29 protein-coding genes are annotated in these 25810 nt (G+C 64.4%); 15 read left to right on the top strand and 14 right to left on the bottom strand.

The window, feature by feature from the left end; genetic code table 11:
• The first annotated feature begins 219 nt into the window (after positions 1-219).
• Both VGO04_RS31030 and VGO04_RS31025 read left to right on the top strand, forming a co-directional pair.
• Positions 220-897 carry a MerR family transcriptional regulator gene (locus VGO04_RS31030; RefSeq protein ID WP_327499832.1) on the top strand — a complete coding sequence of 226 codons (678 nt, stop codon included), beginning with the start codon at positions 220-222 and terminating at the stop codon, positions 895-897.
• Between the two features lie 212 nt (positions 898-1109).
• Positions 1110-1784 carry a hypothetical protein gene (locus VGO04_RS31025; protein ID WP_327499831.1) on the top strand — a complete coding sequence of 225 codons (675 nt, stop codon included), beginning with the start codon at positions 1110-1112 and terminating at the stop codon, positions 1782-1784.
• Positions 1785-1829: 45 nt separating this feature from the next.
• Here the strand turns inward: VGO04_RS31025 and VGO04_RS31020 are convergent, their stop codons facing one another.
• Positions 1830-2189: a VOC family protein gene (locus VGO04_RS31020; RefSeq protein WP_327499830.1), complete on the bottom strand. Its 360-nt coding sequence runs from the start codon at positions 2187-2189 to the stop codon at positions 1830-1832.
• Positions 2190-2224: 35 nt separating this feature from the next.
• Complete coding sequence (locus VGO04_RS31015) at positions 2225-3352, bottom strand: ATP-dependent RecD-like DNA helicase (RefSeq protein WP_327499829.1); 1128 nt, start codon at positions 3350-3352, stop codon at positions 2225-2227.
• 450 nt (positions 3353-3802) lie between these two features.
• On the opposite strand from VGO04_RS31015, the gene VGO04_RS31010 reads away from it, so the two are divergent.
• The 5 genes from VGO04_RS31010 (at position 3803) to VGO04_RS30990 (ending at position 7388) form a co-directional block, all read left to right on the top strand.
• A complete protein-coding gene (locus VGO04_RS31010; protein ID WP_327499828.1) occupies positions 3803-4897 on the top strand; it encodes an AbrB family transcriptional regulator in 1095 nt (364 codons plus the stop codon).
• Between the two features lie 218 nt (positions 4898-5115).
• Positions 5116-5388 (top strand): hypothetical protein, encoded by a 273-nt coding sequence (locus VGO04_RS31005; RefSeq protein ID WP_327499827.1) that lies wholly within the window; start codon positions 5116-5118, stop codon positions 5386-5388.
• A gap of 251 nt (positions 5389-5639) precedes the next feature.
• Positions 5640-6017: a hypothetical protein gene (locus tag VGO04_RS31000; RefSeq protein WP_327499826.1), complete on the top strand. Its 378-nt coding sequence runs from the start codon at positions 5640-5642 to the stop codon at positions 6015-6017.
• Positions 6001-6555 (top strand): RNA polymerase sigma factor, encoded by a 555-nt coding sequence (locus tag VGO04_RS30995; RefSeq protein ID WP_327499825.1) that lies wholly within the window; start codon positions 6001-6003, stop codon positions 6553-6555. Before VGO04_RS31000 ends, VGO04_RS30995 begins: the two co-directional genes overlap by 17 nt.
• On the top strand, positions 6552-7388 hold the full coding sequence (locus VGO04_RS30990; protein WP_327499824.1) for an anti-sigma factor: 837 nt from the start codon (positions 6552-6554) through the stop codon (positions 7386-7388). The genes VGO04_RS30995 and VGO04_RS30990 overlap by 4 nt, the downstream gene beginning before the upstream one ends.
• An 83-nt stretch (positions 7389-7471) precedes the next feature.
• Here VGO04_RS30990 and VGO04_RS30985 read toward each other — a convergent pair whose 3' ends face one another.
• A complete protein-coding gene (locus VGO04_RS30985) occupies positions 7472-8131 on the bottom strand; it encodes a TetR family transcriptional regulator (protein WP_327499823.1) in 660 nt (219 codons plus the stop codon).
• A gap of 106 nt (positions 8132-8237) precedes the next feature.
• On the opposite strand from VGO04_RS30985, the gene VGO04_RS30980 reads away from it, so the two are divergent.
• Both VGO04_RS30980 and VGO04_RS30975 read left to right on the top strand, forming a co-directional pair.
• The gene (locus tag VGO04_RS30980; protein ID WP_327499822.1) at positions 8238-8891 is read left to right on the top strand and encodes an O-methyltransferase; all 654 of its coding nucleotides are present in this window, start codon (positions 8238-8240) and stop codon (positions 8889-8891) included.
• A gap of 70 nt (positions 8892-8961) precedes the next feature.
• Complete coding sequence (locus VGO04_RS30975; RefSeq protein WP_327499821.1) at positions 8962-9852, top strand: SDR family oxidoreductase; 891 nt, start codon at positions 8962-8964, stop codon at positions 9850-9852.
• 413 nt (positions 9853-10265) lie between these two features.
• On the opposite strand, the gene VGO04_RS30970 is transcribed toward VGO04_RS30975, so the two are convergent.
• The 3 genes from VGO04_RS30970 to nthA are packed head-to-tail and all read right to left on the bottom strand — an operon-like array spanning position 10266 to position 11933.
• The gene (locus VGO04_RS30970; RefSeq protein ID WP_327499820.1) at positions 10266-10655 is read right to left on the bottom strand and encodes a nitrile hydratase accessory protein; all 390 of its coding nucleotides are present in this window, start codon (positions 10653-10655) and stop codon (positions 10266-10268) included.
• Positions 10624-11283, bottom strand: a complete 660-nt coding sequence (nthB, locus tag VGO04_RS30965; protein WP_327499819.1) for a nitrile hydratase subunit beta — start codon at positions 11281-11283, stop codon at positions 10624-10626. The genes VGO04_RS30970 and nthB overlap by 32 nt, the downstream gene beginning before the upstream one ends.
• The gene (nthA, locus tag VGO04_RS30960) at positions 11280-11933 is read right to left on the bottom strand and encodes a nitrile hydratase subunit alpha (protein ID WP_327499818.1); all 654 of its coding nucleotides are present in this window, start codon (positions 11931-11933) and stop codon (positions 11280-11282) included. Before nthA ends, nthB begins: the two co-directional genes overlap by 4 nt.
• Before the next feature lie 262 nt (positions 11934-12195).
• Here nthA and VGO04_RS30955 point away from each other — a divergent pair, with 262 nt between their 5' ends.
• Both VGO04_RS30955 and VGO04_RS30950 read left to right on the top strand, forming a co-directional pair.
• On the top strand, positions 12196-13476 hold the full coding sequence (locus tag VGO04_RS30955) for an SDR family oxidoreductase (protein ID WP_327499817.1): 1281 nt from the start codon (positions 12196-12198) through the stop codon (positions 13474-13476).
• The gene (locus VGO04_RS30950) at positions 13476-13955 is read left to right on the top strand and encodes a DUF2269 domain-containing protein (protein ID WP_327499816.1); all 480 of its coding nucleotides are present in this window, start codon (positions 13476-13478) and stop codon (positions 13953-13955) included. The genes VGO04_RS30955 and VGO04_RS30950 overlap by 1 nt, the downstream gene beginning before the upstream one ends.
• Here VGO04_RS30950 and VGO04_RS30945 read toward each other — a convergent pair.
• Both VGO04_RS30945 and VGO04_RS30940 read right to left on the bottom strand, forming a co-directional pair.
• Positions 13947-14540 carry a LysE family translocator gene (locus tag VGO04_RS30945; RefSeq protein WP_327499815.1) on the bottom strand — a complete coding sequence of 198 codons (594 nt, stop codon included), beginning with the start codon at positions 14538-14540 and terminating at the stop codon, positions 13947-13949. The genes VGO04_RS30950 and VGO04_RS30945 overlap by 9 nt on opposite strands.
• A 173-nt stretch (positions 14541-14713) precedes the next feature.
• Entirely contained in the window at positions 14714-15625 is a 912-nt protein-coding gene (locus VGO04_RS30940; protein ID WP_327499814.1) for an MBL fold metallo-hydrolase, read from the bottom strand.
• Positions 15626-15740: 115 nt separating this feature from the next.
• Between VGO04_RS30940 and VGO04_RS30935 the strand changes: the two genes are divergently transcribed.
• Both VGO04_RS30935 and VGO04_RS30930 read left to right on the top strand, forming a co-directional pair.
• The gene (locus VGO04_RS30935) at positions 15741-16655 is read left to right on the top strand and encodes a LysR family transcriptional regulator (RefSeq protein ID WP_327499813.1); all 915 of its coding nucleotides are present in this window, start codon (positions 15741-15743) and stop codon (positions 16653-16655) included.
• 176 nt (positions 16656-16831) lie between these two features.
• On the top strand, positions 16832-17677 hold the full coding sequence (locus tag VGO04_RS30930) for an aldo/keto reductase (RefSeq protein ID WP_327499812.1): 846 nt from the start codon (positions 16832-16834) through the stop codon (positions 17675-17677).
• Between the two features lie 126 nt (positions 17678-17803).
• Here the strand turns inward: VGO04_RS30930 and VGO04_RS30925 are convergent, their stop codons facing one another.
• Positions 17804-18553, bottom strand: coding sequence for a glucose 1-dehydrogenase (locus VGO04_RS30925; RefSeq protein ID WP_327499811.1), 750 nt, complete (start codon positions 18551-18553; stop codon positions 17804-17806).
• Between the two features lie 94 nt (positions 18554-18647).
• Here VGO04_RS30925 and VGO04_RS30920 point away from each other — a divergent pair, with 94 nt between their 5' ends.
• Positions 18648-19544 (top strand): LysR family transcriptional regulator, encoded by an 897-nt coding sequence (locus VGO04_RS30920; RefSeq protein ID WP_327499810.1) that lies wholly within the window; start codon positions 18648-18650, stop codon positions 19542-19544.
• Between the two features lie 39 nt (positions 19545-19583).
• Here the strand turns inward: VGO04_RS30920 and VGO04_RS30915 are convergent, their stop codons facing one another.
• Positions 19584-20546, bottom strand: a complete 963-nt coding sequence (locus tag VGO04_RS30915; protein ID WP_327499809.1) for an acyl-CoA desaturase — start codon at positions 20544-20546, stop codon at positions 19584-19586.
• A 183-nt stretch (positions 20547-20729) separates the two neighbouring features.
• Here VGO04_RS30915 and VGO04_RS30910 point away from each other — a divergent pair, with 183 nt between their 5' ends.
• Positions 20730-21068, top strand: a complete 339-nt coding sequence (locus tag VGO04_RS30910; RefSeq protein ID WP_327499808.1) for a metalloregulator ArsR/SmtB family transcription factor — start codon at positions 20730-20732, stop codon at positions 21066-21068.
• Between the two features lie 98 nt (positions 21069-21166).
• Here VGO04_RS30910 and VGO04_RS30905 read toward each other — a convergent pair whose 3' ends face one another.
• The 4 genes from VGO04_RS30905 to VGO04_RS30890 all read right to left on the bottom strand — a co-directional run.
• Positions 21167-22225: an SAM-dependent methyltransferase gene (locus VGO04_RS30905; protein ID WP_327499807.1), complete on the bottom strand. Its 1059-nt coding sequence runs from the start codon at positions 22223-22225 to the stop codon at positions 21167-21169.
• Between the two features lie 219 nt (positions 22226-22444).
• Complete coding sequence (locus VGO04_RS30900; RefSeq protein ID WP_327499806.1) at positions 22445-23476, bottom strand: NADP-dependent oxidoreductase; 1032 nt, start codon at positions 23474-23476, stop codon at positions 22445-22447.
• Positions 23477-23893: 417 nt separating this feature from the next.
• Positions 23894-24466, bottom strand: coding sequence for an acetolactate synthase small subunit (gene ilvN / locus VGO04_RS30895; protein ID WP_327499804.1), 573 nt, complete (start codon positions 24464-24466; stop codon positions 23894-23896).
• Between the two features lie 23 nt (positions 24467-24489).
• A partial coding sequence (locus tag VGO04_RS30890; RefSeq protein ID WP_327499803.1) for a thiamine pyrophosphate-dependent enzyme occupies positions 24490-25810 on the bottom strand: 1321 nt, incomplete at its 5' end.

Here is a 25810-nt window from a genome sequence, read left to right as displayed (position 1 = left end):
GCTGGCGACGCGGGGATGCCCCAACCGAGCAGCAGGTATTGTCGTTGACGATCAACGAGTGCCTCACCGCGCGGACCTGTCCGCACCTTTGAGAGACCCGTCGATCGCCATCCTTTCCGGACGTGGAATGCACGCGCCCTGAATCGATCTCGATTCAGCAAACTTTGCAGACACAGCGTGCCGGATGGACGCGCAGGCTGTAGACCGGGGACCTTCGATATGCCGCGAGACCACTGGAAATACGAGGGCGTGCTGGCAGCGCCCGATCGCGTCGGCTTTCTGCCCAACCTGCCGCTTCCCCACCACGATCCCACGACGCCGCTCGCGATCGCCGATATGGCCGACGCCTTTGGCGTCACCCATCGCACCCTGCACTTTTACGAGGAGAAAGGCCTTCTGACCGCTGCCCGCATGGGGCCGATGCGCGTCTACGGCGAGGAACACATCCGCCGCATGGCCGTCATCAACGCCTGTCGCGAGATCGACATGCCGATCGCCGCGATCCTGGAGCTGTTGACCGCCTTTGCCGGCACCGAAGACCAGATGGACGCCGACCGCCTGTTCCGCGAGGCGCTGCTCGCCCGACGCCGGGAGCTTGCTGCCCAGCAGGCGAACCTGCGCCGCCAGATGCAGCGCATCACCGAGTTGCTCGAGAGTGATGATGTTGGTGAGGCGGGCGCAGAGGAGGATGGTCATGTTCACCTCTCGCCGATCGAAAGCGAATGCCTGACCTTCATGGCCGACGGCTATCCGGCCCCGCGCATCGCCGGGCTGATGGACATGGACGTCTCCGCAGCCCTGACGCTTGAAGCCGGCATCATCCGCAAGTTCGGCGCCAACAACCGCTTCCAGGCGATTGCCAAGGCGGTGCTCGCGGGCATGATTTCGGCGGAATAGGCTCGCGCCACGAAGCAGACATGACCGCGGGCCAGGCCCAAGGTCCCGCAGCCGCGCGGCTTCTCGTTCCCCACCAAGTCCGCACGAACGCGGATCGCGGCGCAAAGCGATGCGCGGCGCGCTGGCGGACCGGCGCCCCTCTCCGTCGCTATGTGGTGTCTTCGGCGCGCGCATGTTACGAGGCGCTGAAACGACATAAGTGAGAGACCCCGATGCTTCCCTGGATAGAGCTAGACCGCGCAACCATTCCCGGCGACCGCGATGAATTGCGCCTGAAGCAGCGCGGCCAGGAATTTTCCATCATGCTCGGCTCGAACGAGCTGATGAACAGCCGGCTGAGCGGCTCGGAAGAGGCACTGGCGACGCTTGCCTACGAGCGCATCGCCGGCCGGAAGAACATGAGCATGCTGATCGGCGGCCTCGGCATGGGGTTCACCTTGCGCGCGGCACTCGGCGTCGTGCCGGATGACGCCCGGGTGGTCGTCGCCGAGCTCGTGCCGGCCGTCGTCGACTGGGCGCGCGGCCCGATGGCCGACCTGCACAAGGGCACGCTCGACGATCCGCGTGTCGACATCCACGTCGGCGACGTCGGCGCGCTGATCCGCTCGAAGACCGCCGCCTACGACGCCATCCTGCTCGATGTCGACAACGGCCCCGACGGGCTGACACGCCCCTCCAATGACAGTCTCTACAACCACACCGGCCTTCGCACCGCCATGGCTGCGTTGCGCCCGAAAGGCGTGCTCGCCGTCTGGTCGTCTGCACCCGACAGCGCCTTTACCCGTCGCCTGCGCGAGGTCGGCTTTACTGCCGACGAGGTCAGCGTGCGCGCCAACGGCAAGCGCGGCGGCGCCCGTCACATGCTGTGGATGGCGACCAAAAGGTAACGCCGTCAGTTCTCGGCCCCGGATGAGGACCGTGAACCCCAAAAATCAGCCCCTGCGAAAGGCGCGGCTGGAGATCGAGATCGGGTTGTCCGACGGATCCTTGGCGTTGGCGAATTGATAGCCGTCGGCCTGGTGGATGGCTCCGAACACCAGCCCTTCGGCAGCGCTGCGTTCACAAAAGGCTTCAACATCGCTGACGTCGAACACCAGTTTCACCAGCGACTGGCCGCGCCGCTGCCCCTTCGCCGCCGGGTGGACCATCAGGCTGGCGCCGCCGTCGGGCGGGGTCAGCTCGACAATGCGATCGCCCGCCTCGCGGCATGCCTGGAAGCCGAAGTGCTTTTCGTAGAAGCGAACGGTCGCCTCGACGTCATGGGCGTAGAGGATGATCCTGTTGATCGGCACCGTCACCCCTCCCCGTCGGGCACTCTTGCCAGCGATCAGCGAACGATGGTCAGCCGCTCCGCCGCGCGAGTGATGGCGGTGTAAAGCCAGCGTTCCCGCGTATCGCGGAAGGCCCAACTCTCGTCGAAGAGCACGACGTTGTTCCACTGCGAGCCCTGCGCCTTGTGCACGGTCAGCGCATAGCCATAGTCGAACTCGTCGTAGCGCTTGCGCGTGGTCCACGGGATTTCGCCCTCGACATCCTCGAAGGCGGCCTTCAAGAGCTTGATCTTGGCGGCCCCCCGATCCATGTCGTCGTCTTCCGGACGGATCATCAAGTTGATGCCCGGCTTCACCGTTTCCTTCGACGAACTCATCACCTGCCAGAGCGAGCCGTTGAGCAGGCCCTTGGCCGGATCGTTCCTGAGGCAGACCAGCTTGTCGCCCGATTGCGGGTATTCGCTGGTAAAGCCTTTCAGCTCGCGAAGCCGCTGGTTGTAGCGGCGCCGGGTCTTGTTGGTGCCGACCAGCACCTGGTCGGCTTCAAGCACCAGCTCCTGGTTCACCTGGTTGCGACCGATCACATGCGTGGTGCCGTAGTCGCCATGCATGATCTCCTTGCCTTCGCGCACCTGCATGGCGAGCTGGATGATCGGGTTGTCGCGCGCCTGGCGATGGATATCGGTCAGCAGATAATCCGGCTCCTGGTTGGTGAAGTAGCCACCACCCGTCACCGGCGGCAGCTGCCCGGGATCGCCGAGCACCAGGATCGGCGTGCCGAAGCTCATCAGGTCCTTGCCGAGCGCCTCGTCCACCATCGAGCATTCGTCGACGATGATCAGCGCCGCCTTGGCGACCGGGCTCTGGCGGTTGATCGAGAACATCGGCGCGATCGAGGTCTTGCCGGTTTCCTCGTCGGAAACCTCCTCTTCGCCGCGCGGCCGGTAGATCAGCGAATGGATGGTCTTGGCGTTGCTCGCGCCCTTGGAGCGCAGCACCTGCGCGGCCTTGCCGGTGAAGGCGGCAAACAGCACGTCGCCATCGACATGCTCGGCAAAGTGCCGGGCAAGCGTGGTCTTGCCGGTGCCGGCGTAACCGAACAGCCGGAAGAGCGGCGAGCGGCCCTCTTTCAGCCATTGCGAAACGGCCTTCAGGGCCTCGTCCTGTTGCGGTGCGAATTGCATGGGGCTGAGTGTCAGGATTCGGGCGGCACACGCAAGCCCGGATTTGCGGGCGGTGATGGCTGCATCGCGGCCGTTGAACTTACCTCGCTTCGGAACGCCGAAAATTACCCCGTAAAATCAACCCTGTTGCCAGTCCCCACGCACATCCGCGCATCAGCCGGCCGGATCGTTTGTTCACGTTTTTTTCTCATCTGTGCTGCGGGCGACACGGCGGGAGAGGCCTCGTCGCTCCTCCTGCCTTCAAAGCACGGCACCCCCGTCGGATTTTGAGGGCACCCTTTCTGTGGCACTTTCTTGCCCTGTCTCCGCCCTGCCCCTTGAATGCAACGCCGCATTGTTGCTAACGAGCGGTAGGCGATGGCGCCACGATCCTCATGGCGAAGACCATCGCTTAAAGCCCGTCGAGAGGCGCGACATGCGCCGCCTCCCCTTACGGGTTCATGCCGGAGAATGCCCGTGAAGACCGACAAGCCCGAAGCGCTGCCCTCGCCGGACAAAGTCGGCATCGGACGGCTGGCGCCCTGGCTGCAATGGTGCATGCTCTCGGCGATCTCGATCGTGCTCGCCTCGATCTTCGAATTCATCGGCCTGCCGGCCGGCCTTTTGATGGGGCCGATGCTGGCCGCCATCCTCGTCGGCATGAATGGCGGCACCATCCGCCTTCCCCGCCAGTTGTTCTTCTGCGTGCAGTTCACTCTGGCGATGATGATCGCCGGCGCGATGACGCCCGGCATGCTGGCGACCTTCTCCGGCAACTGGCCCCTGTTCCTCGGCGTCATTCTCTCGGTCATCGCCGTCAGCACGCTCTGCGGCTGGGTCATTACCCGCATGCGCATCCTGCCCGGTACCACGGCGATTTGGGGCTCGTCGGCGGGGGCCGCCTCGACGATGCTGATGATGGCCGATGCCTACGGCGCCGATGCCCGGCTCGTCGCCTTCATGCAGTATCTGCGCGTGATCTTCGTCGCGAGCACGGCAACCGTCGTCGCCCATATGTGGGTCACGGGCGCCGAGGCCGAGCAGACCACCCACTGGCTTGCCCCGATCGACGGCATCGCCTTCCTGGAGACGATCGCCGTCGGGCTTGCTGCAGCCTTTGCCGGTCGCTTCCTGCGCGTGCCCGCCGGCGCCTTCCTGCTGCCTTTTCTGGTCGGTGCTGCGCTCAACGTCTCCGGCGTCATGACCACCGTGCTGCCGCAATGGCTGCTGGCGCTCTGTTTTGCACTGCTCGGCTGGAACATCGGCCTTGGCTTCACCCGCCAGATCCTCATCCACGCCCGCCGCGCGCTGGTGCCGACGATCATCTCGATCGTCGTCTTGATTTCGTTTTCCGGCCTGCTTGCGCTGCTGCTGATCAAGGTCGTCGGCATCGATCCGCTGACCGCCTATCTCGCCACCAGCCCCGGCGGTCTCGACTCGATCGCCGTCATCGCCGCCTCGAGCAATGTCGATCTCTCCTTCGTCATGGCGCTGCAGACGGCGCGCCTCCTGATCATCACCATGATCGGCCCGGCGCTCGCCCGCTTCGTGGCGGATCGGGCGTGAAGCCGGCGCCTGCCGGGATTGCCGGCCCGACGTTCTGGGAGTTTGCCTCATGACGATACTCAGTGTGTACGGTTCCCCCGGCGCAGCGCTGCCGTTCGATCTGCGCGACGTCCTGCAACTTCTCGCTCCACTTCACCGCCTCGTGGCGCGTTTCGTCGGTCGCAGCGGGATATTCATGGTTCGACGCCACCGGTCCTGGTGGCGACATCCTGGAGAAAATGGCCACATCCGGTGAACCGGTCAGCGGCTGGGACCTGGCCGGAGCGGCGCAGGACACGCTGCAGGTGATTTGGGGAGAGTTTGCCGGCTCCTTGGCCGCCGCCCCGGAGCGGCTCTGGATCCGCATTCGCGCGATTGACAGCACGTTCTACGAGGTCGCGACAGACGATGAGACGGTCATTGAACGGATCGAAGCGGCCTTCGATGACGTCCGCCGCTCTGACCATGCCTGGACGCCGGCTGTGGGCGACGAGGATAGCACCCCGGAGTAAACCTTCGCGGTTCCCGAACGACCACACCTCGAAGCGAGTTTGACCTCGCCAGATTCTCGGCCATAGCCCTTGGCCTCCAACACCACCAGTTTTCCGGGAATAAATCCTGCCTTTGCCGTGTCTCACGGTTGGATCTGCAATTTGCGGCTCTCGCGGAACGGGACGAGGAGGCATTCGTCCGCTTCTGCCGTCAAACCAACTTGAGGCCAGGCCATCTTGAGGCCAAACCAACTTGAGGAAGGACAATTGCCATGAGAACGTTTCCATTGACGATCGCCATGCTGCTTGCGGCCAGCGCCACGGCATTTGCCGCGCCGCCGGTCAAGGAAGTCGAATCGACCAAGGGCAAGGTGCTGGCGGGCGAAAACGGTATGACGCTCTACACCTACAAGGACGATCATGTCGGCATGTCCATGTGCTACGACGACTGCGCCAAGAACTGGCCGCCGTTCATGGCGGAAGCCAGCGCAAAGGCCGATGGCGCCTATACGATCGTCGAGCGCAAGGACGGCACGAAGCAATGGGCCAAGGACGGCATGCCGCTCTATTTCTTCGTCAAGGACAAGAAGATGGGTGACATCACCGGCGACGGTTTGAAGAAGGGCGAATGGAATGTCGCCAAGCCGTAATGGCGGACAAGAGGATGCGGGGGCAGAAAACCCCGCATCCGACCGGTTCGAAGAGGATGTGCTGGCGCTGGTGCCGGCGCTGAGGCGCTATGCGCGCAGTCTCGTGCGTTCGGACCCGGACGGCGAAGACCTGCTGCAGGACTGCGTGGAGAAGGTGCTTTCGCACCGCGCGCAGTGGCGCGGCGTCAACCTGCGTGCCTGGGCCTTCACGATCATGACCAATCTTGGCCGCAACCGGCACCGGTACGTCGCGATGCACCCGCAGGTGGCGCTGGACGAGGACCTCGGGCTTGAGGCCGAGACCCGCGAGAGCGATCCCCTGGAGCGCTCGCGGCTGGAGAGGGCGCTGAACGGGCTTTCGGTGGAAAACCGCTCGGTGCTGATGCTCGTGGTGATCGAGGGATACCGCTATCAGGACGTGGCCGAGATGATGGCCATTCCGATCGGCACGGTCATGTCGCGGCTTTCGCGCGCGCGACGCCAGCTTGCCGAAGCCATGAAGGACGACAATGTGATCAGCATGCGGAGACCGAAATGACGGACGACCACAACACCGTCTCCGAAGACGACCTGCACGCCTATGTCGACGGGTTCCTGACCCCGCGCGAACGGGTGCGGATCGAGCTCTGGCTGGAACAGAACCCCGCGCGCGCCGAAGAGGTGAAAGCATGGCGGGCGCAGGCGGTCGAGCTTCGCACGCTTTTCTCGAGCTATGCCCACAGCGACGCCGGCGACCGCGCGCTGCTTTCGGCAAGCCGCAGCAACGATGGGCCGCACGAAGGCTCTGGGAAGAACACACGCTCAACGGCCGCCATCGCGCGCGCCATCGCCGCCGGGCTCGCGCTCTTCGTCGCCGGCGGGCTCACCGGGCTCTATGCCCCCTCCCTGCTGTCTCAGGATCGCGACATCCGGCCGATTGCAACAGCCGACAGTCTGCCCCGGCAAGCCCAATCGGCCTTCCTGGTCTATGCCAGCGAAGTGCGCCACGCCGTCGAGGTCGGCGCCGATGAGCAGACCCACCTTGCCAACTGGCTCGGAAAACGCCTCGACCATCCGCTGACGATCCCCGATCTCTCGACACTCGGCTTCTCGCTGGTCGGCGGCAGGCTGCTGCCGGTCAACGGTAAAGCAGGTGCGATGTTCATGTACGAGGACGGCACCGGGCGGCGGCTGACCGTGCTTCTCGGCCGCAACGACGACAACCGCGAAACCTCCTTCCGCATCGACGAAAGCGACGGAGTAGAGACCTTCTACTGGATCGACGGCCCACTCGGCTACGCCGTCACCGGCGAGGTGCCGCGCGCGCTTTTGCAACAGGTGGCCGACGAGTGCTACCGCCAGTTCGAAAAGTCGGGCGAGACCAAAAGCTGACGGCGCCGGCAAGGCATTTGCGGTTCGGGCTCCGCCGGCAGCCCATGACATATCAAGGCGTTATGGCCGTCTTCGCACCAACCTCACCTTAAGTGATCGCGAGCCTCCCGCGTGCCGGCGCCAAAGGCGCGCAGATAGGCCGAGAACATGTCGGCCATCGCATCGGCATAGGCCGCGATCTCGTCGTCGGTACGCGGCGTTGACGAAAAATCCTTGCCCACCGTGGTCAACGTCGTCATCACCAGGTCACCGGCAAGGTCGCGGCCGCTGGCAGACATTTCTGGAAGAAGTTCCTGCATGAACTGATCGACGAGCGGATCATTGGCCCCCTTCGCTTCATGGGCCTCCGGTGTATCGCGATAAAGGGGGGCCGCGTCGCTCAGGGCGCTTCGAACGGACGCTTCCTCGCACTCGGACCTGAGGAAGGCGTGGACCAGGGAGCGAAGCCGATCAAGCGGCGGCCGGGACCGGTCGCTGAGGATTTCGGCAAGCAGGCCCGACGTCTCCCGCCACTCATCGCTTTGAAGGCGGAACAGGATTGCCGCCTTGTTGGGGAAATACTGGTAGAGCGAGCCGACGCTGACACCCGCCCGCTCCGCCACGCGGGCCGTCGTAAAACGCTGCGCGCCCTCCTCTTCCAAAACCTGAACAGCCGCCTGGAGAATGGCCTTCACCAGCTCGTTCGACCGGGCCTGTTTCGGCGCTTTTCTTGAAGAAATACGGGCACTTGATCTGTCGGTCATGCGGCTCGCCTGTAATGCGATTAGCGAATGCGACGAATTATTCGTATTTTCCTTCTCGAAGGCAAGCCTTGCCTGACTTTCAAGGCCAAACATGAAGGAAATTTCGATGACGACGCTCACCAGCCAGCCTCTCTCAGGCCTTCTCGATCGCCTGTTCGAAGAGGCCGATGCCGCAACCGGTCCCGAAATCGGAAACCTCTCCGCAGACGAGCGCCGAACCTTGCTGCAGAGCAAGACGGAGTATCGCCGCCTCTATGGGCTGATGAAGGATCTGTGGCTTCCGGTGTCACGCGAGACCGGGAACCTTCTTTACATGCTGGCCCGCTCCAGCGGCGCCCGCACGATCGTCGAGTTCGGAACATCCTTCGGCATTTCGACGCTGTACCTGTCGGCGGCGCTCCGCGACAACGGCGGCGGCCAACTGATCACCAGCGAATTCGAGCCGTCCAAGGTGATCCGGGCGGGCCAGAACCTCGCCGACGGCGGCCTGCGCGACCTCGTCGAGATCCGCGAAGGCGACGCGCTGAAAACCTTCGCCGACCTTCCGGACGGGATCGATCTGGTGCTGCTCGATGGTGCGAAATCGATCTACCTCGACGTCTTCAGGCTGCTCGAGCCGCGGCTCAAGCCCGGCGCCCTGATTGTTGCCGACAACGCCGACAAGTGCCCGGAATATCTCGACTACATCCGCGCGGCAGAGGACACCTACCTTTCCACACCGTTCACGAACGACGTCGAAGTGACGATGCGTCTTGCCTGATGAGGCCATCGTTTCGCTTGGCCGACGACCTATGGTCCGCTCACCGCGGGCCACACCAAGGAGAACATCCATGCATGTATTTGTAACCGGCGCGACCGGCTGGGTCGGGTCCGCAGTGGTCAAAGACCTGATCGAAGCGGGACATGAGGTTTCCGGACTTGTCCGTTCCAAGGACAAGGCGCGCGATCTGGCGGCAACCGGCGCCAGCATCGTCGAAGGCGGCCTCGAGGACGCGGCGATCCTGGAAAAGGCTGCACGCGATGCGGACGCCGTCATCCACACGGCCTTCAACCACGACTTCGTCCACGCGGCCCTCGACCAGGACTTTTCGAGCTTCATGGCGAGTGCAGCTCTGGATCAACGCGTCATCGAACGTCTCGGTGCGGTGCTGGCCGGTTCCGATCGGCCGTTGCTCGTCACCTCCGGTCTCGCAGGCCTGCCGCGTGGCGCGACCGAGGCCGATCTTCCAGGCGCCGTCGTCCCGCGCAAATCAGAAGCCGCCGCCCGTGCCCTTGCCGAATGCGGCGTTCGGGCGGCAACCGTCCGGCTCGCGCCGTCGGTTCATGGTCTCGGCGACCGCGGCTTCATACCCGTGCTCGTGCGGCTCGCGCGCCAGACGGGTGTCTCGGCCTATCTCGACGACGGCGAAAACTGCTGGTCGGGCGTCTACCGCCAGGATGCCGCGCGGGTCTACCGCCTTGCGCTCGAAAGTGGGGCGACCGAGAGCGTCTATCACGCCGTGGCGGACGAAGCGGTGCCGTTCCGGCAGATCGCGGACATCATCGGCCGCCATCTCGGCCTGCCCGTCGAGCCCCGCCCGCGCGAGCACTTCGGCTGGTTCGCCAACATGGCGGGCGGCAACATGGCCGTTTCCAGCGCCCGCACCCGCGCTTTGCTCGGCTGGAACCCTGTCGGTCCCGATCTGCTCTCCGACCTCGACCAACCGGCCTATTACGCGTGAAAACGGGGGCTGCTCGAACGGTTGCCTCACGCAAGGTGAAGCTGCTTGGGGGACTGCCCACCCGCAAAGGCATGCGCCCCGCCTTCGCGCCCTCGTTCACACGGTGACGGCACGCCCCTCATCCGGCCTGCCGGCCACCTTCTCCCCGCTCGCGGGGAGAAGGACACGGGTGGCAAACGCACGTGCTACCAACAGACCTTTCCGGGCAGGCTCGCTTTTCGTCAGACATGCGGCGCCACCTCTGTCGCGCGTTGCCAGCTCGCGGGGAGATGAAAACATGTGGCGCACGCCCGCCATCCAGCTAGGCTCGCTTCCGACAGCGACGCCAAGGGATGAGGTGCCGCAGGGCACGTCCCTTCTCCCCGCCTGCGGGGAGAAGGCTAGGATGAGGGGCAAATGCGCTCGCCGCACCGCTACCGCCGCGGATCGTTCTCGATCACGATCGGCTTGCCATGGGGGGTGGCTTCCGCCGCGCGCTGCCAGCTCGCCGTCAGGTCTTCGAGCTCGCGGCCGGAGGCGAGCGAAAGCTCGGTGACGAGGCGCGAAAGGGCTGCCACCCAGCAGTCATAGTAGTCGCTGGCATCGGCCTTGCGGCCGGGCTTGTAGAGTTCGGCCGACAGCGCTTCGGCCCATTCCGGCCAGGAGAACACGCCCCTTTCGTGCAGGCGCACGGTCATGGCGAAGGCGTTGGCCTGCCAGGGCTCGGCAAAGACCGGATCGCCCTCCGGCGATTTCGGCAGCTCGGCCGAGGCGATGAGCGGCGACGTCACCTTACACGTGTTCAAGGTAGCTCTCCCAGGCATCGATCGAGACCGTCAGCGTCGGATCGGCGCCCTCGCCCCAGATCTCGGGCCCGTCGAAGACGACGGTATAGACCCATTGCGGGTTCTCGCCGCGACCATGGGCGTTATCGTCAGGAAAGACGAAGGAGCCCTGCACAGCCTCCACTCGCCCGCGCTTGGCACGGGCGTAGCGCGGCAGACGCGTGTGGGTTTCCGGATTGAAGTTCTTGGTCTTCACCGGGTCGCCGACGGCAAAGCGCGGGGCGGTCTCGACCGGGCGGTCGCAGGGGCCGCCCTTGGCGAGCACGCCCGCCACCATGTCGGCCTTCAGCACCCGCTTCGGGCTCGCGCCCTGTTCCAGCATGCGCCCGCCGTCGAGTTCGGTCTGCGTCACGAAACCGTGGCGCTTCAAGAGCTTTTCCAGCGCCCGCGTCCAGATCTCGTAATAGCTTGCCGACAGATAGGTCGCCGGCGGCAGGCTTTCGCGCGCGTGTCGGCTTTCGTCGATCGTCCAGGCGCCAAACGCGCCGCACGACAGCGTCACGCCGAGCGCCCGCTTTTCCCATTCGCCGTGGAAATAGGGCTCGTCCTTTTCCGGCGCCACCGGGCCTAAGCCATGGGCGCCGCCGAGATCGTGCGGACCGTTCATCGAAGCGTCTCCCTGGAAAGGGCGATCCCGGTGCCGATCATGGCATCGCGCGTCACCAGCGCCGCCAGTTCCTCCTCGCTGAAATCGTCGGTCCCATGCGGGCGCTCGGGGATCACCAGGTAGCGTAGCTCGGCGGTCGAATCCCAGACGCGGATGCGCGTCGTCTCCGGCAGCGTCAGGCCGAATTCCTGGAGCACCCCGCGCGGATCGATGACGGCGCGCGAGCGGTAGGGCGGCGCCTTGTACCAGACAGGCGGCAGGCCGAGCACCGACCAGGGATAACAGGAGCAAAGCGTGCAGACGACGAGGTTATGCGTGTCTGGCGTGTTGAACACGGCGCGCATGTGCTCGCCCTGGCGCCCGGTATAGCTGAGGCTCGCGATCGCCTCGGTCGCGTCGCGCTTCAGCCAGTCGGCAAAATCAGGATCGACCCAGGCCTTGGCCACCACGCGCGCGCCGTTGCGCGGGCCGATCTTCGTCTCATAGGTCTCGACGATGGCGTCGATTGCCGCCGGATCGATCAGCCCCTTCTCGGTCAGCACCGTCTCCAGAGCTTTCACCCGCGCTTCGATGTCGGTGAAATGGTTGTCGTGGTGATGGTGGTGATGGTCGTGATCGTGGTGATCATGGCCGTGCTCGTGGTCGGACATTGCCTGGGCTCCTCGCAGCGCCGCACCCCTCGGGCGCACGATTGGCGCTGCCTCCTCACTCGGGCGATAGTGGTAGCTCATGACACCCGGATTCGAAATCGATTTCATCGGCAGATAGCGGCGAGAATTGTCACCATGACAAGTCCGGATCGCAGCAGAACGCCCGCCCCGTGTCCCGCCGCCGGGACGACAATTGCGCGCACGTGCCAAAACTCTGGCGATACATGCTGCTGGCGCACACAACCGTCTCTATTCTGTCCGTATGAAGATACTGATTCTCGGCGCCACCGGCTTCATCGGCTCGGCCCTCCTCGACCGGCTGGCAGGCGACGGACATAGCGTCACTGGCCTTGGCCGCCATGTCGCGCGCGCCAGGCTGAAGCGGCCGGACGTCGCATGGCTTGCTGCCGACCTCGCCGACATGCGCAGTCCCGGCGACTGGCGGGAGCTGGTCGATTGCCATGACGTCATCGTCAACTGCGCCGGCGCGCTGCAGGATGGGCTTGCCGACGACGTGGCCGCGACGCAGGAGGCAGCGATGCTGGCGCTCTACGCGGCGGCGAAGACGTCCAAAATCCGCATTGTCCAGATCTCCGCGCCAAAGGGTGGCGCCGGCAGCGACAGCACCTTTCTCGCCACCAAGTTCCGCGCCGATGCGGCGCTTTCGGCAAGCGGCGTGGCGCATGTCATCCTGAGGCCGGCGCTGGTGCTCGGCCGCAATGCCCATGGCGGCTCGGCGCTCCTGCGCGCGCTCGCGGCCCTGCCCTTCGTCGTCCCGCTCGTGCATGCCGACGCGCGCGTCGAGACGGTCGCCATGAGCGATGTCGCCGAGGCCGTCAGCGCAGCCGTTGCCGGCCTGATGCCCGAGGGTAGCGATCTCGTGCTCGGCCACCCGCAACCGTCGACCCTTGCCGAACTCGTAGCAGCGCACCGCCAGTGGCTCGGCCTGCCGCCAGTCCGGATCGTCTCTCTGCCGGCCTTGCTCGCCGCGCCCGTTGGGCTTCTTGCCGACGTCGCCGGAAGGCTCGGCTGGCGCTCGCCACTGCGCTCGACGGCGCTTTCGGTCATGGCCGGCGGTGTTTCCGCAGCCGGCGGCACCCAGGCCCCGGGGCCGTTCCTCTCTGCCCGCCAGAGCCTCTCTGCCCATCCATCCGGCGTCCAGGATCTCTGGTTTGCCCGCCTTTACCTGTTGAAGCCGCTGCTGATCGCCGGGCTTTCGGTCTTCTGGCTGCTATCGGGGCTGATCCCGCTCTTTGCCTTCGACGAGGCGCGTCAGCATTTCCTGCGCTTCCTCACACCCGGCCCGGCGACGGTCTTGATGATGCTTGCCTGCCTTGCCGATGTCGTGCTTGGCATCGCCGTGCTCGTCCGCCCCCTTGCCCGGCGCGCGCTTCTCGGCATGCTCGCTCTGACCGTCGCCTATCTCGCCTCCGCCACGGTCTTTGAACCCGAGCTCTGGGCCGATCCGCTCGGACCACTCGTCAAGGTGTTGCCGTCGCTGCTCGCCACGCTTGCGACGTTAGCCATACTGGATGAACGCTGATGCTTCCCGAAGACCTGCTGCGCCTTGCCCATGTGATCGGCGCCGCCGTGCTCTTCGGCACCGGCGCCGGCATCGCCTTCTTCATGGTGATGGCCAGGCGTACGCGTGACACGCGGCTGATCGCCCATGTCGCCGGCACGGTGGTCGTCGCCGATACGGTCTTTACCGCCACCGCGGTGGTGATCCAGCCGATCACCGGCTATCTGCTGGCCACAAGCATCGGCTGGTCGCTGAGCGAAGGCTGGATCGCGCTGTCGCTGATCCTCTACGTGGTGACGGGACTGTTCTGGCTGCCGGTCGTGTGGATCCAGTTGCGGCTGCGCAACCTCGCCCGCCTCGCGACGGTCGAAGGCAAGCCGCTGTCCCAGGAATTCGATCGGCTCTACGCCATCTGGTTTGCCTGCGGCTTCCCCGCCTTTTTTGCTGTGACCGGCATCTTCTGGCTGATGCTGGTGAAGCCGCAGTTCACGTTATTTTAGCATCGGCCAGAGGCTGACGACGAGCAGCACCGCCATGGTGATGTTGAACCATTTGAGGCGCACCGGCTCCGACAGCCATTGCCGAAGCGCCGAGCCGAAGCCGGCCCAGGTGGACACGCTCGGCACATTGACGAGCGCAAAGACGAGGCCGACGACGAGCACGCTCATCAGGTAGCTCTCGCTGCTGGTATAGGTGGCCATGGCCGAAACCGCCATGACCCAGGCCTTGGGATTGACCCACTGGAAGGCGGCAGCGGCCACGAAGCTCATCGGCTTGGCGCCGGCCTTGCCCTCGCCGAGCGAGCGCGAGGTGCCGATCTTCCAGGCGATCCAGATGAGATAGGCACCGCCGGCAAATTTCAGCGCGGTGTAGATGAGCGGCACGGAGTGAAGCAGCGCGCCGAGCCCGAAGCCGACGGCGATCAGAAGAACGAAGAAGCCGACGCCGATGCCGAGCATGTGCGGAATGGTCCGCACGAAACCAAAATTCACACCCGATGCGAACAGCATCATGTTGTTGGGTCCCGGCGTGATCGATGTCGTGAATGCAAACAAAAACAACGCCAGAAGCGTATCGACCTGCATGACTTCCTCCCTCGCAATTAGGTCAGCATAACTGACCTAATATCCGGGACCAGCCACGAACTTGTCATGGTGACAATTGTCAACCGTCCCGCGCGCTCGCAAGTCACACGAAACCGACAAGGCGGCGCAGCAAAGGCCGCGCCGCCCCACTTGTCAATCGATGGCTGAAGGCCTCAGCCCCACTTCATCTCGCCCTTGGCAACCTTGGCGCCAAGCTCCAGCGACGAGACGCCGGGCAGATCCGGGTAGCGCTTGGTCATCGCGGCGATCAGCTCGGCGCTGTCCTTGGCAGAAGCTGCCGCCTCGTTGAAGGCGACCAGATAGTCGCGGGTAAAGCGGATGGCCTCGATGCCCTCGGGACCGCTCGGTGTCTTGTGCGCCGGCACGACGATTTGGGGCTTGCGCGCCGCCATGGCGTCGAGCGCTGCGATCCACCGTTCACGTCCCTCGGCGGTCGCCTCGTCGGCGACCCAGACATGCGAACCGGAATAGACCAGCACGCCGCCGAAGATCGCGTTCAGATCCGGCACGAAGAGATAGCGCCGGTCCTGCATGCCCTCAATCGTCACGATCTCGATATCAGTCCCTTCGAGCGTCAGCGAGGTCCGATCGTCGGCCTCCGGCATCACCACGTCGGCAAGCGTCTGCGGGCCATTGTCCTTCAGCTGCGGCCCCCAGGTTTCAAGCTTGCCCTGGACGTTGGCCTTGATGGCCGCGACGGTCGCAGAAGCCGCGATGACCTTGGCATCCGGGAAGGCTTCGACGACGGGTTTGAGGCTGAAATAGAAGTCCGGGTCGTTGCAGCTGACATAGATGGTCGTCAGCCGCTTGCCCGTCGCCTTGATCGCCTCGGCAACGGCGCGACCATCCGACAGCGTGAAGCCGCCATCGATCAGGATCGCCTCGCTCTCACCGGAAAGCAGCACTGGCGTGCGGTCAAAGCCTGCCTCGTCGGCTTGGAAATAGCGCCATTGCAGCGTTGAGGCAGCCATGACACGCAGGCTGCCCATCGGCTGGATAAGGGCGGCGGCGCCGGCTGCCGCCATCGTCTTGAGTGCGGTGCGCCGGGTCAACTGGATCTGCATGAACTCTCCTTGGGCTGTCTATGGAACAGGCCAGGAAGGATGACGGTCAGCGGCCCCTTGAAAAAGCGTCGCGACGCGAACAAATTGTTCGATACTATCAGACAATCACCGGAAGATGCGCGTGACCGTAAACCTAAATCGCCTCTCATACTTCGTCGCCGTGGTCGAAAGTGGATCCTTTACCGCGGCCGCCGACCGGCTCGGCCTCGCCAAGGCCGCCGTCAGCCATCAGGTCGCCCAGCTGGAGAAGGAACTGGGCACCACCTTGCTCGCGCGCACCACGCGGCGCCTCAGTCCGACCGCCACCGGCCAGCGTTTCTACGAGCGCGCAGCCCTGATCCTGCGTGACGCCGAAGAGGCGGTCGGCGCCGTCTCGGCCGAAACCGACATTCCGAGTGGCACCCTGACGCTGACCGCCCCGCTCGACTACGGCGCCAAGGTGGTGACCGACGCTGTCGCCACGTATCTCGCCGCCTATCCGGGGATGGAGGTCGACCTGCGCTTCAACGACACCGTCTACGACATGATCGAAAAGCGGCTCGACCTTGCCATTCGAGCCGGCTGGCTCGTCGATTCCAGCGAGCGGGCAAAACGCGTCGGCACCTTCGAACAGCTGCTCGTCGCAGCGCCAGCCTATGCCGCAAAGCTTGGTGACACGCTCGCTCTCGATGATCTGGCGAAGGCAGACTGGATTGCCAACGGCGCGCTGAAAGCGCCGCTCGAATGGCGGTTCACCAACAGGGCCGGCGAAGACAGGACGATCACCGGCACCGCCCTGGTGACGGCCGACAGCACCGATGCCGCCCATTGCTGCGCGCTCGCCGGCATCGGCCTGGCGGTGCTGCCGGACTATCAGGTGCGCGCCGACATTGCCGAGGGTCGCCTGGTGCGGCTGCTTTCCCAATGGTCGCTGCCCTCGGGCGGCATCCACGTCGTCTATCCACCGTCGCATTTCCGCCCGGCGCGGGTCCGCGCTTTCGTCGAAATCCTGCAGCGCAAGGAAAAGGAGCGCAGCCGGCTTGCCGGCTGATCGCCCAAGGCTCGAAAGCCTGAGCGGATGCGCTAGATGGACCGGTACCGCGGCTTTCCTGAAAGCGTTTCCGGTTTAGGGATAGGAACATGCGGCACGCCAAGGTGTTATAGCCGTCTTGGCACATCTTGAAGGCTGCGCATGCCGCAGACAGACACGGTCCGAAGGAGAACAGCATGCACGACCCGATCCCGACGACCACGCTCCCCGACGGCCGCGCAATCCCGGTGCTTGGGCAAGGCACCTGGCGCATGGGCGATGCACCGTCGCGTGCCGCCGACGAGGTCAAAAGCCTGCAGCTCGGCCTCGACCTCGGCATGACGCTGATCGATACGGCGGAGATGTACGGCAACGGCGCCTCCGAGCGCGTGGTCGGCCAGGCCGTGCGCGGCCGGCGCGACGAGGCCTTCATCGTCAGCAAGGTGCTACCGTCGAACGCCAGTCGCGTCGGCACCGAGGCCGCCTGCGAACGCAGCCTGCGCCACCTCGGCGTCGACCATATCGATCTCTACCTCCTGCACTGGCGCGGCGGTTATCCGCTTTCCGAAACGGTTGCAGCCTTTGAAGCCTTGAAGAAGGCCGGCAAGATCGGCGCCTGGGGCGTTTCCAATTTCGATGTCGACGACATGGAGGAGCTGTTCTCGGTGCCGGACGGAAAAAACGTCGCGGTCAACCAGGTGCTCTACAATCTCTCGCGCCGCGGCATCGAGTTCGACCTCTTGCCCTGGTGCCAGAGCCAGGGCATCGCCGTCATGGCCTATTCGCCGCTCGACGAGGGCCGGCTGTTGCGCCATCCGGACCTCATCCACATCGCCAAGGCACACCAGGCAACGCCATCGCAGATCGCGCTTGCCTTCCTGAAAACGCAGCCCGGCGTCATCTCCATCCCGAAAACCGGCTCGGCCGACCGCGCCCGCGAAAACCGCGACGCAATGGACCTGCACCTGACGGCCGAAAATCTCGCCGACCTCGACCGCGCCTTCCCGCCGCCGAGGCGCAAGCGGTCGCTGGAGATGATCTGAGAGCGGATTGCCGATAGCATGACCGCGCCTCAGCCGCCCGGCCCGATTGCGCGCCAAACGCGCAATCGGTGCAGTATCGGCAAGGTATTCGCCCGAGCGCCTCGCAGCGATGGCATCGCCGCACCGCTAGACCAGCAACATCCCGCCGTCGACGTGGAGCTCGATACCGTTGACGAAGCGACCGGCATCTGACGCGAGGAACAGTGCGGCACTGGCAAGCTCGTCAGACGTGCCCAGCCGTCCCGCCGGGATCGTCTCGGCCATGTGCTCAAGAAATGGCCCGCGTTCGGCCTCGGAGATTCCGAGCTTCCCGAGGATTTCCGTGTCCGTCGGTCCCGGACTGAGAACGTTCACGCGAATGCGACGCGACTTGAATTCGATCGCCCAGTTTCTGGCGAATGCCGCAGCTGCAGCTTTGGAACCGGCATAGGCGGCATGGTTCGGCAGAACCTTGGTTGCCGCCAGCGAACTGGTGATGATGATGCTCCCGCCCTCGTTCATGATGGGAGCAATGGCTTGAACGCCGAAGAACACGCCCTTCGTGTTGATGGAAAAATGCCGGTCATAGGCTTCTTCGGTGATGGCGTCGGTCGGCTTCAGGTCGATCACGCCTGCATTGGCAAGGTAGATATCGACCGCGCCAAAGCGTTCTGCCACCGTGCGCGCGACTACCCGGTGATGCGCAAGATCCGCCACGTCGCCCTGGATGCCGATCGCGCCGAAACCGATTTCCTCGACGGCTTGATCGAGAAGGTCCTGGCGTCGGGCCGTGACGATGACCTGGGCACCCTCTTCGGCAAAGCGCTTGGCAGTCGCCTTGCCGATGCCGCTGTTGCCGCCGGTGATGACGGCAACCTTTCCTTGAAGTGTTTTCATTTTCGTCTCCATGTTAGGTGTCATGGAGATAGGGGTGCTTTGGACGGCGCATTAGCGGGTTCACGAGCACATGACATGTGCCTGCGAGGTGTAGATGCCCAATCTGCTGAACGAGACGCCCGGCTTGATCGCGTTCGTGAGGACCGTGGAGACCGGTTCGTTCAGCGCTGCAGCCAAGGTCCTGAGGACATCGCCGTCTGCCGTGTCGAAGAGCGTCGGACGATTGGAGGTCCTGGTCAGGGCCCGCCTGTTCTTGAGATCGACGCGCGCGCTGGTTCTGACCGTCGAAGGGCAATCCTTGTTCGACAAGGTTTCTCCACTCCTGCGCCAGCTCGATACGTCGGACGAGATCGCCGGCGATGAGGAAGCGCTCGCCGGACGAATTCGGTTCAGCATGCCAAGCGAACTTGCCCGCTTCTTCATGACCCCGATATTTCGAGATTTCGCACCGTCCTTCCCGGCCATCAAGCTGGAGGTGGGACTGACGGACCGGCAGGTCGATTTGATCCGCGAGGACTATGACGTGGCTTTTCGCGTGGGCACCGGCGGGCAAGGCGAACTGCGGGTGCGAAAGCTCGCGGACGTCAAGATGGTGATCGTTGCGTCCCCGGCCTACGTCGAAAAACACGGCAGGCCGCGCACGACGGACGACGCTGTGGCCCTTCCCTTCGCCCGCTACACCGTCCATGGCCATCCAAGCCCCGTCGTCCTTGCAGGCGGCAAGCACTTCACGCCTCAAGGCCGCGTGGACTGCGACACCGGGCAAGCGCTGCGCGCCGCAGCGCTCCACGGGCTGGGCGCGGCATTGCTGATGCGGTGCGTGGTCGCGGACGAATTGAACAACGGGCAACTGATCGACATTTCAACCGAGCTGGATTTGCCGCCGCAGCCTCTCAACATCGTGCACGCCTTCGGCCCGATGATGCCGCTTCGCGTTCGACGATTCTGCGACTTCGTTGCCCAGCAAACCGGGAGCATTCCGGGTCTTTGAGGGCATCGGGCGGAATACCCAGTCGGGTCATCCGCGCCCCTAACGCAGAAGCGTGCGCAGGACCGGACAGGCCCTTCGCCGAGGACCGGGGCGCGCTACCACTGCGGCGACACGCCTGAGACCGGCGCGCCGTTGCGTATTGGCGGGCAGCTTGATCTCTGAGGCTAGGCCAAGGCGCGATAGCAGACGAATGAACCACCATCCGAGGTCCACCTGCCCGGGCTCGATGCCAAGCCGGGCGGAGCCCGGAAAGGCGTGGTGATTGCCGTGATAGGCCTCGCCGAAGGTGACGAGCCCGAAGCGCGGCAGGTTGTAGCCCTGCACGGCGACGCCATCGACCCGCCATCCCTGCTCGCCGCCGCGGTGGGCGAAGTGACCGACCAGCCAGTGACCTGTCAGCGAAACGGCAACGCGCACCGCCACGCCCCAGACCACATAGGCGATCCCTCCAAGAGCAAAGAGCAACAAGGCCAACGGCACCTGCTGCAGCATCCACGTCGCTTCAAGAAAGCGATAGAACCGGTCGCGCGCAACCCGATCCTCGATGACGAAGCGCGGCGGGTGATCGAGGTGAACGGCGCAATGCATCTGCCAGAAGGCATCGGTGAGGAACGGGCGGCGATGCGCATAGAGATCGTGGCACGCCTCCTGGCGCTGCGCCCAGTCGCGAATGTCATGGGCATGGACCATGCCGAACGGCCCGGCCATGCCGACGAGCACGCCGAGATAGACGAGCGTCCGTTCAAGCCAGAGCGGCGCCGCGAACGAGCGGTGGATCAGCAGGCGGTGCATCCCGACCGAATGGCCAAGGCAGATGGTCAAAGCCGTCAGAATGATGAAGACCACGAAAGCGTCGAGTGAAAAGGTCAATGGCGCGCCGATGATGGCCACCAGTGTCATGCCAGTGATCCAGAGCGATTTCCCCGGGATCCAGACGACCTTGCCACGCACCGGATCGCTGCCCGGCCCCGCAATCATCCTGTCAGTCGAAACGACATCCATGACACCCTCCCCTCTGAAACCGGTCAGATTTCAGGCAACACTGAAGGACCCGGTTGAAAATCACCGGCGCAGACGTTAATTAGGAAATAAACTAATTACATATTTACCTGCAGATAAGTATTTAGGCAATATCCTAATTATCTATCTGCTGCTTCGACGGCGCGAAGACCAGGGAGACGGTTGGTGAACGAAGAGACAGGCGAAACAGGCGGATCGGCCCAGCGGATCTTCAACGCGCTGTCCTCGCTGCATCGGCGCAAGATTCTCGCCTACCTCTCGGCCTCGAGCCTGACGGCGGGCGAGATCGCCGAAAAATTCAACATGAGCAAGCCATCGGTGTCGCAACACCTGACGGTGCTGGAAAACGCCGGCCTGATCGCCAAGGAAAAGCGCGGCCAGTTCGTGCACTACACGATCGTGACCAACAACCTGATCAACACGCTCAACGGTTTTGCCCAGGAGGTCTGCCCCGTCAGCCGCCCGCTCAAGCGGGAAAGCGAAGCCAAGGCGAAGGGCAGCTAGCGCCCATTGCATCTCTCCTCAGGGCGGCGAGCATGCAACGCGGGCGGCGCAAGGCGCCCGTTGCGACCATCGCGACTGCCTGCCTTGGTGCTCTCCGGCTATGCGCGTTTGGACAAAACAACGGCCGCCATATAGGGCTCGTGACGTCTGGGGCGCTCAGACAGCCGTTGCTCGAAGCGGGCAAACAGTTCCGCTAGAAATGCGGTCGGTTCGCGAAACGGCGCAACCAGGCTTGCAATCATCGGCGCACACCAGGCCTGCGTCATATCCGCATAACGTTTGGCGAAGGCCGACGCATCGCCACTCCGCTCGAAATCCTCCCAGCACGGATCAGCGAGCTTGACGAGCTCGAGATGATCGAGCGCAAGGCCTGCAAACACTCCAGCCTCTGCAAATGGCCGCTCAATTTCTGCCAGGGTTCGAAGGCCGATCGGTATCGTCAGGCGCTTGCGCTCGGGCTCGGAAAGCCAGCCCTCCGTCGCCATGTCGCAGACAGCCGCCCACAGCTCGCCGAGCAGCCATTCCCAGCCGGTGGCGTTTGCTGTGCGGGCGGTAAATCCTGCCAGGAGTTTTGCGCCGGGACGCATCTCCCTTGACCGGAGCGTCAGAAACAGCTCCCAATCCTTCGCCTGTTGTTCCCTTACCGCCGCAACCACCGACGCCTCGCTGCTCATCCCGGCCAGAATATGGTCAGGCGCCTCGATCGTGCTGACGCTCATCCACTGCAGTGCCCAGGTCGTCCAGGCCAGACCGACGCGTTGGGGCGGAAACAGCGCTTCGAAATAGGACCTGCCGATCGCCGACGGAAAAACCTCGGAAGCGTCGTTCATGTAGCTGTTCAGATCTGAGGCGAGCACCTCGAACAGGGCCGAAAAATCGTTCGACGGAAGGTCGGTGTGGACCACCTCGATCGGCACGCCTGATCGTAGCCGCAGCGCCTCGATTGCGACGCGCATGGGGATCATCGAGTTGCGGCCCTGCGAGCATCCATAATCGACGATGGTCATTGGACCTTCGCCAACCACAACGGTCCGGCAGGCGGCTTCCCACAACGGAAGCAGCGCGGCAATGCCGGTCGTCTGCATCGCCGAATGACGGTTGTAGAAGCCGTCTCCCTTCATTGCTGCCAGATGGGTTGGCTCTTGATCGCTTGGCATGGCATCGCCTCGCACGGCATGGCGCAAGCTTATCAAAGCGTGCGCTTTTTGGCGAGCAACGCCCGGGTGTCGCGCGAGGCACGCCCCCCGATGGACGCCCCGCTTGCACCAGAAAATCGCGTCTTCTTCGTGCCCGACTTCCGTCGCGACCGCTTTACCCCAACCCCGCTTCACCCCGGCCTCGCTTCAACCCGGCGAATGCCGGTGTCGCGGCGCCGATCAGCCAGAACCGCCCGCGATCTCCACCACCACCTTGCCCTTGGCGCGGCCAGTTTCCAGGTAGTCAAAGGCCGCGGCGACATCCCGAAAAGGAAACGTCCGGTCAATGACAAGCCTGATCGTTCCTGCGTCGATCAGATCGGCGAGTTCGGCAAGCTCGGGTCCGCTCGGATGCATGAAGAGATAACGGTAGGCGACACCGTGCTTGCGGGCGACGGAGCGGATCCGGTAGGACGCAAACCAGAACAGCGTGCTTAAGAACAGGCCGCGGCCGAGGTCCTTGCGCGCCGTTTCCGGTTCCGGCATGCCGGCAATGGAAACCACCTTTCCGCCGCGCTTGACCACGCTGAACGACTTCAGAAGCGTTTCGCCGCCCAGCAGGTCGAACGCGCCGTCCATGCCGCGCAACTGCTCCTCGAACTTTTGCGTCGTATAGTCGATCACCACGTCCGCGCCGAGGTCCTCGACCAGCGCACGGCCGCGCGGCGATGCTGTGGTCGTCACCTCCGCGCCCAGCCACTTCGCCAGCTGGATGGCAAAGGTGCCGACACCGCCGGCACCTCCGGGTATGAAGATCCGGCTGCCCTGGCCCACGCGAAGCTCGTCGCGCAGCGCCTGCAATGCGGTGAGACCCGCAAGCGGCACTCCGGCAGCGGTGTTGAAGTCGGTCGATGCGGGCATCCTTGCCAGGAATTTTTCAGGCACGACGGCATATTCGGCAAGAGCGCCCATGGCGCCCTTCGGCATGCGGGCAAAGACCCGGTCTCCCGACTTGAAGGCGGCAACGCCGTCGCCTGGCGCCTCGACGACGCCTGCAAGCTCGTTGCCCATGACGGCCGGCAGCGGATAGCGCTGCACGACCTTGAGCATGCCCTCCCGCGTCTTGTAGTCGACCGGATTGAGGCCGGCGGCATGCACGCGCACCAGCACCTCGCCTCGCGCAGGCCGCGGGCGCGGCACCTCGCGCAGCTCGGCAGCGTCGGTTCCGCCGTATCGCGTGAGGACAAATGCCTGCATCGTCGTCGAACTCATCCGGCACCTGCTATCTTGCACAATTCCTTGCGGAATTAGTCGGCGAGAAGTGGTGACGAAGTCAACAGCTCGGCGCCCGGCAACTCTTGCGTAGGCCTGCCCCTCGTCTGCGTAATGTGCCCCGCATCACCCGGTGAGGCCTGTGCCTCATCCGGCCTGCCGGCCACCTTCTCGCCGCTTGCGGGGAGAAGGAAACGCGCGGCGGCTGCCTGACACAAAGCACCGGCGTTGCCAGCAGTTTTGGCTTTTGGCGATCGCTGGAGGCGCAGCAAGCTCGGCGCAGTCCCCTCTCCGCGCCTGCGGGGAGAGGGTTAGTCCTCGGGTTAAACCCGAGGAGAGGGGCAAACCCAGCGCAAGCCCGTCGTGAGGTGAAGGCACGAAGCGAAAGGGGCGGCCTTATGAGCCGCCCCTCAAAAATCACATGCCCTGCGGGCCGCGGTTCATGGCCGCAATCCCGGTGCGGCAGACTTCGATGAGACCGAGCGGCTTCATGATGGCGATGAACTGTTCGATCTTCGACGGCTTGCCGGTGATCTCGAAGACGAAGTGGTCGATGTTGGCGTCGATGACCGAGGCTCGGAAGGCATCGGCAAGGCGGAGCGCCTCGACCCGGTGGTCGCCCGAGCCGTGTACCTTGACGAGCGCCAGTTCGCGCTCGACCGGACGATCATGGCCGAGCGAGCCGGCGCGCACCGTGAGGTCGACGACGCGATGAACCGGAACCAGCCGTTCGAGCTGGTTCTTGATCTGGTCGAGCACGTGCGGCGTGCCGCGCGTCACAATGGTGATGCGCGACAGGTGCGCCTCGTGTTCGGTTTCCGAAACCGTGAGGCTCTCGATGTTGTAGCCGCGGCCCGAGAACAGGCCGATGACGCGGGCAAGGACGCCCGGCTCGTTGTCGACGAGAACCGAAAGCGTGTGGGTTTCGGCGACTTCGGTCTCCTTGGCGATGAAGTAGGCGGAGCCGGTCGGTTGAAGGTGTGCGTTCATTTCGATTGATTCCTCTACCTGTCTCAGACCAGCTGACGGCCCTTGGCGTCGATCGCGTTGGCGACCGCTTCGTCCGTGGCTTCGTCGGGCAACAGCATCTCGTTATGGGCCTTGCCCGAGGGGATCATCGGGAAGCAGTTGGCAAGGTTGGCGACGCGGCAGTCGAAGATGACAGGCGCCGGCGTGTCGATCATCTGGCGGATCGCAGCGTCGAGTTCACCAGGCTTGTCGCAGCGGATGCCGACGCCGCCATAGGCTTCCGCTAGCTTGACGAAGTCAGGCATGGCTTCCGTGTAGGAATGCGACAGGCGGTTGCCGTGCAGCAGCTGCTGCCATTGGCGCACCATGCCCATGTACTGGTTGTTGAGGATGAAGATCTTGACCGGCAGGCCGTACTGGACGGCGCAGGACATTTCCTGGATGCACATCTGGATCGAGGCGTCGCCGGCGATATCGACGACGAGGCTGTTCGGATGCGCGACCTGGACGCCGATCGCCGCCGGGAAGCCGTAACCCATGGTGCCGAGGCCGCCCGAGGTCATCCAGCGGTTCGGCTGCTCGAAGCCGAAGAACTGGGCAGCCCACATCTGGTGCTGGCCGACTTCGGTGGTGATGTAGGTGTCGCGGTCCTTGCTGAGCTCATAGAGGCGCTGGATCGCGTATTGCGGCATGATGACGTCGTCGTTCGGCGCATAGGCGAGCGAATTGCGGGCGCGCCATTTGGCGATCGTCTCCCACCAGTTCGACAGGCGTGCCTTGTCGACCGACTTGGAGGCGGCGCGCCACAGGCGGACCATGTCTTCCAGAACCGTGCCGACATCGCGGAGGATCGGCACGTCGACGCGTACGTTCTTGTTGATCGACGACGGATCGATGTCGATGTGGATCTTCTTCGAGCCCGGCGAAAACGCATCGGTGCGCCCGGTGATGCGGTCGTCGAAGCGCGCGCCGACGCACAGCATCACGTCGCAATCGTGCATCGCCATGTTGGCTTCGTAAGTGCCGTGCATGCCGAGCATGCCGAGCCAGTTGGTGCCGGATGCGGGATACGCGCCGAGCCCCATCAGCGTGGAGGTGATCGGGAAGCCCGTCACCGACACCAGCTCGCGCAACAGCTTGGAGGCTTCGGGTCCGGAATTGATCACGCCGCCGCCGGAATAGATCACCGGGCGCTTGGCGCCGGCCAGCAGCGCCACCGCTTTGCGGATTTGCGTTGCGTCGCCCTTCACGCGCGGCGAATACGACACGTGCACGTCGGACTTGCGCGGCGGGTGATAGGTGCCAGTGGCGAACTGCACGTCCTTCGGCACGTCGACGACGACCGGACCGGGACGGCCCGTGGTC

Origin of the sequence: Ensifer sp., assembly GCF_035999185.1 — a bacterium.
Lineage (GTDB): Bacteria > Pseudomonadota > Alphaproteobacteria > Rhizobiales > Rhizobiaceae > Ensifer.
The sequence above is the reverse complement of the archived record's forward strand: the minus strand, read 5'-3'. Positions and strand labels throughout refer to the sequence as shown.

What these genes read in the sequence shown, in the direction of transcription:
- VGO04_RS31030 (WP_327499832.1), top strand. Translation starts at nt 220, where the DNA reads ATGCCGCGAGACCACTGGAAATACGAGGGCGTGCTGGCAGCGCCCGAT.
- VGO04_RS31025 (WP_327499831.1), top strand. Translation starts at nt 1,110, where the DNA reads ATGCTTCCCTGGATAGAGCTAGACCGCGCAACCATTCCCGGCGACCGC.
- VGO04_RS31015 (WP_327499829.1), bottom strand. Translation starts at nt 3,352, where the DNA reads ATGCAATTCGCACCGCAACAGGACGAGGCCCTGAAGGCCGTTTCGCAA.
- VGO04_RS31010 (WP_327499828.1), top strand. Translation starts at nt 3,803, where the DNA reads ATGCCCGTGAAGACCGACAAGCCCGAAGCGCTGCCCTCGCCGGACAAA.
- VGO04_RS31005 (WP_327499827.1), top strand. Translation starts at nt 5,116, where the DNA reads ATGGCCACATCCGGTGAACCGGTCAGCGGCTGGGACCTGGCCGGAGCG.
- VGO04_RS31000 (WP_327499826.1), top strand. Translation starts at nt 5,640, where the DNA reads ATGAGAACGTTTCCATTGACGATCGCCATGCTGCTTGCGGCCAGCGCC.
- VGO04_RS30995 (WP_327499825.1), top strand. Translation starts at nt 6,001, where the DNA reads ATGTCGCCAAGCCGTAATGGCGGACAAGAGGATGCGGGGGCAGAAAAC.
- VGO04_RS30990 (WP_327499824.1), top strand. Translation starts at nt 6,552, where the DNA reads ATGACGGACGACCACAACACCGTCTCCGAAGACGACCTGCACGCCTAT.
- VGO04_RS30985 (WP_327499823.1), bottom strand. Translation starts at nt 8,131, where the DNA reads ATGACCGACAGATCAAGTGCCCGTATTTCTTCAAGAAAAGCGCCGAAA.
- VGO04_RS30980 (WP_327499822.1), top strand. Translation starts at nt 8,238, where the DNA reads ATGACGACGCTCACCAGCCAGCCTCTCTCAGGCCTTCTCGATCGCCTG.
- VGO04_RS30975 (WP_327499821.1), top strand. Translation starts at nt 8,962, where the DNA reads ATGCATGTATTTGTAACCGGCGCGACCGGCTGGGTCGGGTCCGCAGTG.
- VGO04_RS30970 (WP_327499820.1), bottom strand. Translation starts at nt 10,655, where the DNA reads ATGCCTGGGAGAGCTACCTTGAACACGTGTAAGGTGACGTCGCCGCTC.
- nthB (WP_327499819.1), bottom strand. Translation starts at nt 11,283, where the DNA reads ATGAACGGTCCGCACGATCTCGGCGGCGCCCATGGCTTAGGCCCGGTG.
- nthA (WP_327499818.1), bottom strand. Translation starts at nt 11,933, where the DNA reads ATGTCCGACCACGAGCACGGCCATGATCACCACGATCACGACCATCAC.
- VGO04_RS30955 (WP_327499817.1), top strand. Translation starts at nt 12,196, where the DNA reads ATGAAGATACTGATTCTCGGCGCCACCGGCTTCATCGGCTCGGCCCTC.
- VGO04_RS30950 (WP_327499816.1), top strand. Translation starts at nt 13,476, where the DNA reads ATGCTTCCCGAAGACCTGCTGCGCCTTGCCCATGTGATCGGCGCCGCC.
- VGO04_RS30945 (WP_327499815.1), bottom strand. Translation starts at nt 14,540, where the DNA reads ATGCAGGTCGATACGCTTCTGGCGTTGTTTTTGTTTGCATTCACGACA.
- VGO04_RS30940 (WP_327499814.1), bottom strand. Translation starts at nt 15,625, where the DNA reads ATGCAGATCCAGTTGACCCGGCGCACCGCACTCAAGACGATGGCGGCA.
- VGO04_RS30935 (WP_327499813.1), top strand. Translation starts at nt 15,741, where the DNA reads ATGCGCGTGACCGTAAACCTAAATCGCCTCTCATACTTCGTCGCCGTG.
- VGO04_RS30930 (WP_327499812.1), top strand. Translation starts at nt 16,832, where the DNA reads ATGCACGACCCGATCCCGACGACCACGCTCCCCGACGGCCGCGCAATC.
- VGO04_RS30925 (WP_327499811.1), bottom strand. Translation starts at nt 18,553, where the DNA reads ATGAAAACACTTCAAGGAAAGGTTGCCGTCATCACCGGCGGCAACAGC.
- VGO04_RS30920 (WP_327499810.1), top strand. Translation starts at nt 18,648, where the DNA reads ATGCCCAATCTGCTGAACGAGACGCCCGGCTTGATCGCGTTCGTGAGG.
- VGO04_RS30915 (WP_327499809.1), bottom strand. Translation starts at nt 20,546, where the DNA reads ATGGATGTCGTTTCGACTGACAGGATGATTGCGGGGCCGGGCAGCGAT.
- VGO04_RS30905 (WP_327499807.1), bottom strand. Translation starts at nt 22,225, where the DNA reads ATGCCAAGCGATCAAGAGCCAACCCATCTGGCAGCAATGAAGGGAGAC.
- VGO04_RS30900 (WP_327499806.1), bottom strand. Translation starts at nt 23,476, where the DNA reads ATGAGTTCGACGACGATGCAGGCATTTGTCCTCACGCGATACGGCGGA.
- ilvN (WP_327499804.1), bottom strand. Translation starts at nt 24,466, where the DNA reads ATGAACGCACACCTTCAACCGACCGGCTCCGCCTACTTCATCGCCAAG.